Here is a 13,286-nt window from a genome sequence, read left to right as displayed (position 1 = left end):
AATGCCAAAAATAATTAAAATAATTGATGAACTCACAACTCTTTTCTAAAATTAAAGTTACAACGAATTTAAGTTTGGTTTTCGTATTTTTAATAACCTTTCTTTCTAATAGTTATACTGCTTTTTCTCAAAAAAAAGATTTTATTGTAGTATTAGATGCTGGACACGGAGGTAAGGATCCAGGTAAAGTAGGTTATAAAAAGAGCAAGGAAAAAGAAATTGCTTTAAAAATTGTATTACAAGTTGGGAAATTATTAGAAAAACAGCAAAATATTAAAGTAGTTTATACCCGTAAAACGGATGTTTTTGTTGATTTGTGGGAACGAGGAAGAATAGCAAATAAAGCAGATGCAGATTTGTTTGTTTCAATTCATTGTAATGCTCATAGTTCACAAGCCTCCGGTTCTGAGACTTGGGTGTTAGGAACACACGCCAATCGTCAAAATTTTGAAGTAGCTAAAGCTGAGAATTCAGTAATTTTATTAGAAGATAATTACCAAAAAAACTATAAAGGTTTTGATCCAAATTCACCTGAATCGGTAATTGGATTGACCTTAATGCAAGAAGAGTATTTAGATCAAAGTATTCAGTTAGCAAGTATTATTCAAGACGGTTTTACAAACGATTTAAAACGTAAAAACAGAGGCGTAAAACAAGCTGGTTTTGTGGTGTTACACCAAACATACATGCCAAGTGTCTTAATAGAAACTGGTTTTATTACAAACAAGGCAGAGAGTACTTATTTAAACTCAAAAACAGGGCAACAAAAATTTTCTGAATCAATTTATAAAGATATTAAAAAGTATATAAATCAATTAAATTTAAATACTGTAACCACAACCGATATTGTTGAAGATAATACGGCTAAAACGAATTCAATAAAAGTAAAAAAAGAATATTCGAATATTGAATTTAAAGTTCAAATAGCAGCCGGTGCTCGTAAGCTTGCAACAAAATCATATAATTTTAATGGGTTAAAAAATGTTGAAAGAATTAAGGCTGGAAAAATTTATAGATATTATTTTGGGCGAACAAAAAGTTATGAAGAAATTAAGAAAAACCAAAAGATTGCAAAATCTAAAGGGTATCATTCAGCTTTTATAGTGGCATTTAAAAATGGAAAAAAAGTTGCAATAGCTACAATTATGGAAAAATCGTAAGAAGTTTACTTATGTACTACCAAAAATAATTAGTAATATTGCTGTCGTAAATATTGTTATTTTGAAAATTACAAGAGAAGTAAAAACAGGAATTGTTGCAGTAAGCGTTATTGCCTTATTTATATGGGGTTTTAATTTTATGAAAGGCCTAAATTTATTTGATGGCCCATCAAAAACTTATTTAACAGAATACAATAATGTCCAAGGCTTAAATACTGCAAGTGTTGTAACTATTAATGGTGTTGAAGTTGGTAAAGTAGTAAGCATTAAATTTAATAAAGAACCTGAAAAAAGAGGTCAATTAATTGTTGAATTTAGTGTTGAAACCGATTTTGAGTTTTCTAAAAAAAGTATCGCAAAAATCTATAGTGCAAGTTTAATGGGCGGAAAATCATTAGCTATTGTACCTTCTTACGAGGGCGAAATGGCAAATCCAGGTGATTTTTTACAAGGTCAAATAGAATCAGATATATTTTCTTCAGTAACTGAAAAACTAAATCCTTTACAAGCAAAAGTTGAAAATGTAATTGTAAGTGCAGATTCTTTAATGACAGGATTGACAGATATTTTAGATACTAAAAGTAGAAATAACTTAAAAAAAAGTATTTCTGAATTAAATGAAACAATCTCAAATTTTAAAAACATTTCTGAATCTGTAGATCAATTAATTTTAGATAACGAAGAAAAACTAGCAAAAACATTAGCGAGTGCTGATGTAACAATGAAAAACTTATCAAAACTTTCTGATACATTGGTAAATGCAAACCTAGGAGTTACAATTCAAAATATAGAAACAACTATTACAAGCTTAAATAAAATTTTAACAAGTGTAGAAGCTGGAAATGGAACTTTAGGTAAGCTATTGAAAGATGAAGGTATGTATAATAACTTAACAAACTCATCAAAAGAATTAGAAGAATTATTGAGAGAAATGAAATTACACCCAAAACGTTTTGTTCATTTTTCATTATTTGGAAAAAAAGATAAAGGATACATTTCAGAAGAAAATAAAAAATAGAAATATTTTTGAGTACAAGTGAAAACAATTAGAATCATCAATAAATAAAAATGTATGGATTATATTGATAACATAGCATTTGCAATTCTTTTAATTATTGGAATAGGTTTTTTTGTAAAAAACGTTAAAAAACTCACTAGAAACATACAATTAGGTAAAAACATAGATAGAGCCGATAACCCAAAAGCTCGTTGGAAAAATATGGCAATGATAGCTTTGGGGCAATCAAAAATGATAAAGCGTCCAGTTGCAGGAGTTTTACATATTATAGTGTATGTAGGTTTTATTATTGTTAATATTGAAGTTATTGAAATTATAATTGATGGGCTTTTTGGAACTCACAGAGTATTATCTTTCTTAGGTGGTTTTTATAATTTTTTAATTGCTTCGTTTGAAATTTTAGCCTTTTTGGTTTTAGCTTCCGTAATCATTTTTTGGACTAGAAGAATGATTCTAAGAATTCCTCGTTTTTGGAATAAAGAGATGGAGGGGTTTCCCAAAAATGATGCACTTTACATTTTGTATTTTGAAATGGTTTTAATGTCATTATTCTTACTAATGAATGCAACAGATGTTCATTTTCAAGGACTAAATTCAGGAAATATAATAAGTCAATTTTTAGCACCGATCTTTGAAGGTTTTAGCAATGAAAATTTGCATATTGTTGAACGCACAGCTTGGTGGATTCATATTACAGGCATTTTAGTGTTTCTAAATTATCTATATTATTCTAAACATTTACACATATTGTTAGCATTTCCAAATACCTATTACGCAAATTTAAACGCAAAAGGAAAGCTAACTAATTTAGAAGCTGTTACTAATGAAGTAAAACTAATGATGGACCCTAATGTTGATCCATTTGCAGCTGCGCCAGAAGATGAATCAACTCCTGAAAAGTTTGGAGCAAGTGATGTTACAGATTTAAACTGGGTGCAATTAATGAATGCATATACGTGCACAGAGTGTGGTAGATGTACTTCATCTTGTCCGGCAAATCAAACAGGAAAAGAATTATCACCTCGTGCAATAATGATGAAAACACGTGATAGATTAGAGGAAGTAGGTGAAAATATTAATAAAAATGGTGAATTTGTTGATGATGGAAAGCAATTATTAAATGATTATATAACACCTGAAGAAATTTGGGCTTGCACAAGTTGTAATGCTTGTGTTGAAGAATGCCCAGTAAATATAGATCCATTAGCAATTATTGTTGATATGCGTCGCTATTTAGTGATGGAACAATCAGCAGCGCCACAAGAATTAAATATGATGATGACAAACATTGAAAATAATGGAGCGCCTTGGCAATACAACCAAATGGACAGATTAAATTGGAAAGACGAATAACACAACTAAAACTATAAAAAACAAAAAACTTTAAAAATGAAAAAAGAAGATGTAGAAAAATTATTACACGAAAAAGTTGAAGCTGGATTGCATATCAGTCCTATTTTGCCTGAAGGAGTCAAAAACTATTTAATTGATATTGATGGTACAGTAACCGAAGACGTTCCTAATGAAGAGCCAGAAAGAATGGGTACGTGTAAACCTTTTCCTGATGCATTAGCAACATTAAATAAATGGTTTGATGAAGGGCATATTATTTGTTTTTTTACTTCAAGAACAGAAGAGCATAGAGAAATAACAGAATTTTGGTTAAAAAAGCATGGATTTAAATACCATAGCTTATTAATGGGGAAACCTCGTGGAGGTAATTATCATTGGATTGATAACCATTTAGTTAAGGCAACTAGATATAGAGGTAAATTTACAGATTTAGTACCAAAAGATGTAACTATTGAAGTTTTTGACGACGGTCAACACGAATAAAACAACTAAAACTTTTTAAATATGAACGTACCTACAATGGCAGAAATGATGGCGCAAGGGAAACAACCTGATGTATTATTTTGGGTTGGTTGTGCAGGAAGCTTTGATGATAGAGCAAAAAAAATCACCAAGGCATTTGTAAAAATATTAAACAAAGCAAATGTAAACTTTGCTGTTTTAGGTACTGAAGAAAGTTGTTCAGGAGATCCTGCAAAAAGAGCAGGAAACGAATTTTTATTTCAAATGCAGGCAATGGCCAATATAGAAGTGTTAAATGCATATGAAATAAAAAAAATTGTAACAGCTTGTCCACATTGCTTTAATACCATAAAAAATGAATATCCTGAATTAGGTGGTACTTATGAAGTTGTTCATCATACAGAATTGTTAAAGTCTTTATTAGATGAAGGAAAAATCACCATAGAAGGCGGTAAGTTTAGTGGTAAAAAAATCACTTTTCATGACCCTTGTTATTTAGGTCGTGCCAATGATATTTATGAAGCGCCTCGTGAATTAATTCAAAAATTAGATGTTGAATTGGTTGAAATGAAACGCTGTAAAACAAATGGATTATGTTGTGGTGCTGGTGGAGCTCAAATGTTTAAAGATGCTGAAAAAGGAGATAAAGAAATTAATATTGAGCGTACTGAAGATGCAATAGAGATTCAGCCAGATATTATTGCAACAGGCTGTCCATTTTGTAATACAATGATGACAGATGGTGTAAAAGCGACTAATAAAGAAAGTGAAATTGAAGTATTAGACATTGCAGAGCTTATTGCAAACGCAGACGATTTATAGTTTAATTTAATAACTATTTTTCTTTTAGATTCATTTTATTGATATATGATTAAACATTACATTAATGCTGCTCGTTTAAGAACGTTACCACTATCAGTCTCGGGAATTATTGTTGGGAGTTTTATAGCAGCTTCTCATGGGGTTTTTAATTGGGGAATTTGCGTTTTAGCAATATTAACAACAGTTGGGTTTCAAATTATTTCAAACTTTGCAAATGATTATGGTGATGGTGTAAAAGGAACCGATAATAATGATAGAGTAGGGCCAGCAAGAGCTTTACAGAGTGGAGTTATAACTCCTAAGCAAATGCTAAAAGCAATTAAAATAGCAATAGCTATCACATTCATAGTTGCAACATTACTTATTTATAAAGCATTTGGAAAAGATGATTTTCTTAATTTAAGTATTTTCTTTTTTTTAGGAGTGCTAAGTATTGCTGCTGCTATTAAATATACGATGGGAAAAAGGGCCTATGGTTATAGTGGTTTTGGAGATTTATTTGTGCTGTTGTTTTTTGGATTATTAAGCGTTTGTGGAAGTTATTATTTATTTGCAAAACAATTAGAATTCACTATTTTTTTACCAGCATTTTCAGTTGGGTTTTTAAGTGTTGCTGTTTTAAACTTGAATAATATGAGAGATTTAGAATCAGATATAAAGGCTAATAAAAATACATTTGTTGTTAAAATAGGAAGTGAATTTGCTAAATATTATCATTATTACTTGTTAATTTCTTCATTTTTAGTTGCTTTATTGTATAATACAATTCATTTTAAATCCATATATCAATTTTTGTTTATTTTAGCATACATCCCTATTGCCAAGCATTTTGTAGTAGTTTTCAAGAATAAAATTCCAAAGTTATTAGACCCTGAATTAAAAAAAATAGCGTTAAGTACATTTTTATTTTCAATATTATTTGGAATTGGCTTACTTTTGGCAAAATAATTCTGATAAATGTCATTTATAAATTAAAAATAAAAGATATCTTTGTCTTTTATTTTAGCAAGGTTAATGAAAAATCAATTTTTAGGTATATTTTTTTATCTTCTTTATTTATTGGCAATGGTTCGTCCGTTGGTGCCAATTATAGAGTACCATGCTAATTATGAGTACATAGCTACTGTACTTTGTGAAAATAGAGATAAACCTTATTTAGAATGTAATGGAAAATGTTATTTGGAAAAGCAACTAAAAAAGAATAGCCATAACAATCACGATCATAAATCTACAGTTCCTCAAATAGATTTTGAGAAATACCCAGTTTCTCCTTTAGGTCAATTTACATATAAATTTAAAAAGGCTAAAGAACTTAGTTTTGAGCAACAATTTGTTTACAATCAAACTACACAAGAATATCATATCTCTTTATTAAAGCCGCCACAGGCTTAAGTATTCGTATTATTTTTTAAGCTAATGTATTATTATTTTATCAATGTAAATTTTTGAAGCATTGATGAAGTTTGTAATAACATGCTGTTTATTTAGGATCTCTAATTTATATTTTATGTAATTAGATTTTAAATGAAACTAAAATAATATCCTTTTTTTTAAATTTAAAATGAAGATAGATTTCATTCTAAATCTCAACTAACTAATTTAATATAATACATTATTTAATAATGTATTAACACTAACTATAAAATTACACACATGAAATTAATTAAATACTTTTTACCAGTAGTAATAGCAATTGTACTTATATCTTGTTCAAATAATGATGATGATATTGTAACGGTTAATGAAATTGAAGACCTTTTAAAAGTGCAAGAAATTTCTAACGAGAATCATACTATTGAAGTTTTTACTAAAAGCGGATCTCTTGTACAGGGTTTTAACAATATTACAATTAGAATTAAAGATATACAAACATTAGAATTTGTTGAGAATGCATCAATTACTTGGAAACCAATGATGCATATGATGGCAATGATGCATACTTGTCCAAAATCTGCACTTGTAAAAGTAGCAGGAAAAGAAACTGTTTATAACGGGTTTATTATTTTTCAAATGCCTGAAAATGAAACAGAAGGATGGGACTTAACATTTAATTACACCATAAATGGAGTTGATTATGAAGTTGTTGACAACATAAGTGTACCACAAGCTCCAAAAAGAACAGTAACTACATTTACAGGAACTGATGATGTTAAATATATTTTAGCTTTAATTGATCCACAAAGTCCAGAAGTAAAAATTAATGATATGGTTGTTGGTTTATATAAAATGGAAAATATGATGAGTTTTCCAGCTGTTGAAAATTACAAGATAAGCTTAGATCCTCGTATGCCAAGTATGGGAAACCACTCTTCACCAAATAATGAAAATTTAGTATACAATGCAATTTCTAAATTATATGCAGGTAAACTATCTTTAACTATGACAGGATATTGGAAGTTAAATTTAATGTTAATGAATCAAAATGATGAAATTTTAAAAGGCGAAGCTGTAACTGAAGAAAATGAGGCAAGTAGCTTATTTTTAGAATTAGAGTTTTAAACAGTATAAAGTTATAAATCCGCCTTTGAAAGAAGGCGGTAATAGTTGTTTAGTATGGATAAATTAAAAATCAGTTTTATTGTTTCGTTGTTGTTTACTTCAACTGTTTTTTCTCAAAAAACAGTTAATGATACTACAAAAATCATAAAATTAAATGAAGTAATTATTATAAATAGAGAAACATTAAATAATAAAAAACAGGTAAAACCACTAGCTTCAATAGATGAATATTTAGAAAAATCAAATAAAGTTACTATGATTAAACGTGGTAATTATGCTTGGGAACCTGCAATAAATAATATGGTAAGTGATAGAATATCTGTAACCATTGATGGAATGCAAATATTTGGAGCTTGTACAGATAAAATGGATCCAATTACTTCTTATGTTGATGTTTCAAATTTATCAGAAGTTCATGTTAAATCAGGACAGCAAGGGTCTGAAAATGGATCAACAATTGGTGGGGGAATAGATTTAAAATTACAAAAAAGTAATTTAGATACCAATTTGTTTAATATTGGTTTTGATACAGGTTATGAAACAAATGGAAATGCAAAAATAATAAGTTCAGAAATCAATTTTTCCAATAAAAAATATTTTGTAAATGCTGACGCTATTTATAGAAATTCAGGTAATTATAGTGCTGGTGGAAATGAAGAAATTCTGTATTCTCAATACGAAAAATATAATTTTTCAACAGTTGCGGGAATTAAAGTTAGTGAACAAGGAACCGTAGTTGGTAGTATTATTTTTGATGAAGCGACTGATATTGGCTATCCCGCTTTAACTATGGATGTTTCCTTGGCAAAAGCATTAATCACTTCAATAAGCTATCAACATAAAAATAAAAATTCATCACTTAGTGAATGGGAAACAAAATTATATTTTAACGCGGTTACGCATGTAATGGATGATACAAAACGAATAAATGTACCTATTCATATGGATATGCCCGGTTGGAGTGATACTTACGGGTTTTATTCAAAATTTAAAATCAAAAAAGCAAAACACAACTTCTTGTTTAACGCAAATGCGTATTATAATAAATCATTGGCTGAAATGACTATGTACCCTAATGATCCAGAAGAAAATGTGATGTTTATGCTAACTTGGCCTGATGTGAGAACATTGTATTCAGGTGTTTATGGTGAAGATAATTTAGTGCTAAATAGCAATAGTAAATTAAAAGTTACTACAAGAATAGGGTTTCAAAATGAAACAATATCAAACGAATTTGGTTTAAATAGTTTGAAAATATTTTATCCAAACATGGATGATAATCAGTCTAGAATTTTAGTGAATATTTCTTCTCAATATGAATATGTTAAAGACAAGTTTCAATTTTTAGGAAGTGTTGGGTATGGAGAAAGAGCACCTTCAGTAACTGAAGCATATGGTTTTTATTTATTTAATAGTTTTGATAATTATGATTATATAGGAAATCCATATTTAATAAATGAAAAATCAATTGAGTTAAATGCAGCAGTTAATTATTCAAGCACAAAATTAAAAATAGGATTGGAAGCTTCTTATTTTCATATTTCAAATTATATTATTGGTGAATTTGATGCAAATATTGACAGAATGACAATTGGAGCTGATGGAGTGAAAATATATAAAGCGTTAGATTATGCGACTATTTTAAATACAAATTTCAGTACAGAATATCATTTTTCGAAATTATTATTGATGAATGCTTCTTTAGGATATAGCATAGGTAAAGATCAAAATAGCAATAATTTACCATTGATAAGTCCGCTTAATTATAAATTTGGATTGCACTTTAAAAAAGATTTATTTGACGCGGAATTTGGACTTTCAGGAGCTGCAAAGCAGCGTAATTTTAGCCGTAATTATGGAGAGGATGAAACAGATTCTTATCTAATTTTTAATACAAAGATGTCTTATAGTTTTCAGAACGGGAGTGATAAAATTTTAATTAAATCGGGTGTTGAAAATATTTTCGACACTTATTATTCTACTTACGCAGATTGGAAAAATATACCAAGAATGGGTAGAAATATTTTTGTTAACATATCATATGTAATAAAATAGAAAAAAATGTAAGTATATAATCTAGGAGTAGATTATACTTATTTGTTTGTTAGTTTGTTAACCGCGGAAATTAAATTTTCGCGGTTTTTGTATGAATTAAATTTAGTAAATTGCAGTAAACCAACTAATATATCAGTAAAATGAAAATAACTTATTTAGGGCACTCAAGTTTAAGTATTGAGACAAAAGATAAAACCTTATTAATAGATCCTTTTATTTCAGGAAACGAATTAGCTAAACACATTGATATTAATAAATTACAAGCTGACTATATTCTAATTACACATGCACACCAAGACCATATTTTAGATGTAGAAGCAATTGCTAAAAGAACAGGAGCTAAAATTATATCGAATTATGAAATAGTAGTACATTTTGAAGCAAAAGGGATTAAAGGGCACCCAATGAATCACGGAGGTAAATGGAATTTTGATTTTGGAACTGTGCATTATACCAACGCAATTCATTCTAGTTCTTTTCCTGATGGAAGTTATGGAGGGCAACCTGGTGGTTTTGTAATTGAAACTGGCAATCATAGATTGTTTATTGCAGGAGACACGGCTTTATCTTATGATATGAAGTTAATTCCTGAAGTAATTGGAGAATTAGATTTAGCTATTTTACCTGTTGGTGATAATTTTACTATGGGAATAGACGAAGCTATAAAAGCAAGTACATTTTTAAATTGCAATAAGGTGTTAGGTTATCATTTTGATACATTTGAATATGTGAAAATTAACCATAAAGAAGCATTTAATAAGTTTTCTAAAGCGAAAAAAGAGTTGATTTTATTACAAATTGGAGAAAATTTAAAGTTGTAATTAATAATAAAAAAGGATTAAGAAATGTTTCAATATAGATTAAAAATAATTTAAGTTAATTTTTTATTTAAATTATAGATGCTTGATTTAATTATGGTTATCTAAAATTTTCTATTCTTTTATATTAAAAAATAATAATTTATTAACAATTAATAAAATTAATTAAGTTATTTTTGCGCTTTGCTAGAAAAAATAAAAGTAATGTTTTGTGTTAAAAAAGTAATAAAATGTTAATTTCAAGCAATAAACAGTAAGTTTTTATAAAAAAATGTTATAATAATAAATATTTATCGTACTTTTATTATTATATTACAAGAACCCCGAAATGACAAATAGAATATTTAATAATATTTTCTCATTTTCTAAATATGTAATAACCCCACTATTATCTATTTTTAAAACCTCTCAATACTATCAATATAGATTAGTACCTGTTAGTTTGTGTAATTCTAAAAAACGAATTATATGAGCAATGAATCATTAAATAATAATACTGAAGAAACTCTTGATATTAAAGAAATTCTTTTAGAGTATGTACAATATTGGAAATGGATTGTTTTATCAGTTTTTATTGCAGTACTTTCTGCATATGTATATATTAAATTCCTTAAGCATAGATATAAAGTTGAGACAACAATCTTAATTAAAAACAATAACAAAAATTCTGCAAGTAGTGAATATGCTCTTTTTGAAGATTTAGGATTGAAACCTACAAACGCGAATTTTATTGAAGACGAAATTCAAATTATTAGGTCTTTCCCAATAATTACACAAGTTGTAAAAAACAACAAATTAAATACTAGATATTATTCAGTTGGTAAAATAAGAGAAGTTGAGTTGTATAACCAAATTCCGGTTAGGTTAAACTTTAAAAATACTTCTGATTTATCTTTTGGAATTTCTATTAAAATTTTGTCTGAAAATAATTTTGAATTATTTGATAGAGATAAGTTGGTTAACACATTTAGTTTTGATGAAGAGATTGAATTAAATGGCGTAGTTTTTCAAATTAATGTTGAAAATAAACTCTTGATAAAAAATTATAGAGGAATTCATTTAAAAATTACCAACTCTTATGTTAGCTCTGAAGTAGGTAGAGTAATAGGTTCATTGCAGGTTGCAAAAATGGGTAAACAATCTAATGGGTTAACTTTGACAATGACTACTGAAAATACAGCAAGAGCCATTGTTATTTTAAATGCCATAGTTGATGAATATAATAAAGAAGGTATAAGTGATAGTAATTTGATGGCTACAAATACTGCTAAATTTATAGAAGATAGACTTGAAAAAATTAATGATGAACTTTCAACTGTTGAAAATGAAGTTGAATATTATAAAAAAACGAACAAAATAACAGATATTGAAACACAAGCTGGTATGTTTTTGCAAACTGGTAATAAAAATGATAGTGAGATTGCAGAATTATCAACACAAATTCAGTTGATAGAATTTATGCAAGATTTTGTTAATAGAGACGATTATGAGTTAATGCCTACTAAAATAGGCATACAAGATAGTAACATAGAAGCAGGTGTATTACAGTATAATGAATTTGTACTTAGGCGTAAAAAGATTTCAAATAGCGCAAGTGAAATTAACCCAATTGTGGTTGATTTAACAAATAAAATTGAAGCTATGAAGCAAAATTTAAAAAATAGCTTAATTAATTTTAAATCTGCTTTAAACATAAGACTTAGAAATTTGCAATCTAAAGATTTTTTAATTCAGTCTAGTTTAACAAAAATTCCAAAAAAAGAAAAAGAATATAGATCTATTGAGCGCCAACAACAAATTAAGGAATCATTATATTTATACTTATTGCAAAAGCGAGAAGAAAATGCAATTTCATTAGTTGCAACTGTACCAAATGCAAAAATAATTAATAAAGCATTTTCTCACGGTAGTCCAATTTACCCTAAAACTAAAATTATATATTTAGGTTCATTGTTATTGGGATTAATTATTCCAGTAGGATTCATATTTTTAGGTACTGTTTTAGATTCAAAAATTCACAGTAGTAGAGACGTAGAAAAAGTATTGAATATTCCAATTTTAGGAGAAATTGTAAAATCAAGTGAACCAGAAAGGTATTTAGTAGCTTCAAAAGATTTTTCAGGAACTGCAGAATCTTTTAGAATGTTAGATGCTAATTTAGAGTTTATGCTTTCTAAAAAAAATGGTGAGAATAGAACAATCTTAGTTACAAGTTCTATTAGTGGTGAAGGTAAATCGTTTATAGCTTTAAATTATGCTAGAACTTTGGCTTTTTCAGGAAAGAAAGTGTTATTAGTAGGAATGGATTTAAGAGCTCCAAAATTATTAAGTTATTTAGGACTTAAAGCTAAATATGGAGTTTCTGAATATGTAAAAAATACAGAGTTAGAATTAAAAGATGTGATAGTTAATTCTAAAGAATTAATGAGTCTAGATGTAATAGGAGCAGGTAAAACACCAAGAAATCCTTCAAATTATATTAGAAGTAGTAGAATTGAAGAGCTATTTGAAAAAGCTGAAGAATTGTATGATTATATAATTATTGATTCTGCTCCAATAGGTAATTTAACAGATTCATTATTATTAAACAAATATGCCAGAACTTGTTTATATGTGTTAAGAGCTGATTATTTAGATAAAAATTTCTTACACATGCCAAAAAAATTATTTGATGAAAATAGATTTGATAATTTTGCTTTGGTAGTAAATGATGTAGATTATTCTAAAAATTATTATTATAAATACTACGGTTATAATTATTCCTCAGGTAATGAGAAAAAAAGTTGGTTAGAAAGGGTAATTTAATACTTGTATAAATCTATTTATTTTTCTTTAACCATTCTTTTCTTAAATCATCAGACAATATTCCAGACCCATCGTGTTTCCAACCAGGAGGCTTAATAAAGTATTTTAATTTATTTATAAATTTAGTTTTTGCAGAAATAGCATCTTTAAAAACAGCAATCCATTCGTGAAATGCAATTTTAATAGGGTTATAAGTAGTTATATTTGAAGTTAAGCCATAAATTACTTTTTCTTCTTTTAATTCTGCTTGAAAAGTTCCAAATAGTTTATCCCATATAATAAGAATACCAGCGT

At 27.9% G+C, this 13,286-nt stretch carries 12 protein-coding genes; 11 read left to right on the top strand and 1 reads right to left on the bottom strand.

Translation table 11 applies throughout. The features are described 5' to 3' along the window. Positions 1 to 26 precede the first annotated feature (26 nt). From GQ540_RS12475 to GQ540_RS12425, 11 genes are all read left to right on the top strand, one after another. Positions 27 to 1,160 (top strand): N-acetylmuramoyl-L-alanine amidase, encoded by a 1,134-nt coding sequence (locus tag GQ540_RS12475; protein ID WP_291801606.1) that lies wholly within the window; start codon positions 27 to 29, stop codon positions 1,158 to 1,160. 61 nt (positions 1,161 to 1,221) lie between these two features. Further along, the gene (locus tag GQ540_RS12470) at positions 1,222 to 2,178 is read left to right on the top strand and encodes an MlaD family protein (protein ID WP_291801604.1); all 957 of its coding nucleotides are present in this window, start codon (positions 1,222 to 1,224) and stop codon (positions 2,176 to 2,178) included. Between the two features lie 54 nt (positions 2,179 to 2,232). Next, a complete protein-coding gene (locus tag GQ540_RS12465) occupies positions 2,233 to 3,531 on the top strand; it encodes a (Fe-S)-binding protein (protein WP_291801602.1) in 1,299 nt (432 codons plus the stop codon). A gap of 36 nt (positions 3,532 to 3,567) precedes the next feature. Next, entirely contained in the window at positions 3,568 to 4,014 is a 447-nt protein-coding gene (locus tag GQ540_RS12460; RefSeq protein WP_291801600.1) for a phosphoheptose isomerase, read from the top strand. Positions 4,015 to 4,035: 21 nt separating this feature from the next. After that, complete coding sequence (locus tag GQ540_RS12455; RefSeq protein ID WP_291801598.1) at positions 4,036 to 4,815, top strand: (Fe-S)-binding protein; 780 nt, start codon at positions 4,036 to 4,038, stop codon at positions 4,813 to 4,815. Positions 4,816 to 4,860: 45 nt separating this feature from the next. Further along, positions 4,861 to 5,763, top strand: coding sequence for a 1,4-dihydroxy-2-naphthoate polyprenyltransferase (locus GQ540_RS12450; RefSeq protein ID WP_291801595.1), 903 nt, complete (start codon positions 4,861 to 4,863; stop codon positions 5,761 to 5,763). Between the two features lie 66 nt (positions 5,764 to 5,829). Further along, positions 5,830 to 6,207: a hypothetical protein gene (locus GQ540_RS12445; protein ID WP_291801592.1), complete on the top strand. Its 378-nt coding sequence runs from the start codon at positions 5,830 to 5,832 to the stop codon at positions 6,205 to 6,207. A gap of 261 nt (positions 6,208 to 6,468) precedes the next feature. Beyond that, entirely contained in the window at positions 6,469 to 7,314 is an 846-nt protein-coding gene (locus GQ540_RS12440; RefSeq protein WP_291801591.1) for a hypothetical protein, read from the top strand. A gap of 54 nt (positions 7,315 to 7,368) precedes the next feature. Then, complete coding sequence (locus GQ540_RS12435; RefSeq protein ID WP_291801589.1) at positions 7,369 to 9,369, top strand: TonB-dependent receptor plug domain-containing protein; 2,001 nt, start codon at positions 7,369 to 7,371, stop codon at positions 9,367 to 9,369. A gap of 140 nt (positions 9,370 to 9,509) precedes the next feature. Continuing rightward, positions 9,510 to 10,190: a metal-dependent hydrolase gene (locus tag GQ540_RS12430; protein ID WP_291801586.1), complete on the top strand. Its 681-nt coding sequence runs from the start codon at positions 9,510 to 9,512 to the stop codon at positions 10,188 to 10,190. A gap of 465 nt (positions 10,191 to 10,655) precedes the next feature. Next, positions 10,656 to 12,992, top strand: a complete 2,337-nt coding sequence (locus GQ540_RS12425) for a tyrosine-protein kinase family protein (RefSeq protein ID WP_291801583.1) — start codon at positions 10,656 to 10,658, stop codon at positions 12,990 to 12,992. A 13-nt stretch (positions 12,993 to 13,005) separates the two neighbouring features. On the opposite strand, the gene GQ540_RS12420 is transcribed toward GQ540_RS12425, so the two are convergent. Further along, positions 13,006 to 13,286: sterol desaturase family protein (locus GQ540_RS12420; protein WP_367206097.1), on the bottom strand; the 281-nt coding region annotated here is incomplete at its 5' end.

Origin of the sequence: Lutibacter sp. (genome assembly GCF_013139515.1) — a bacterium.
Classification (GTDB): domain Bacteria; phylum Bacteroidota; class Bacteroidia; order Flavobacteriales; family Flavobacteriaceae; genus Lutibacter.
This window is presented reverse-complemented; position numbering and strand designations above follow the sequence as displayed.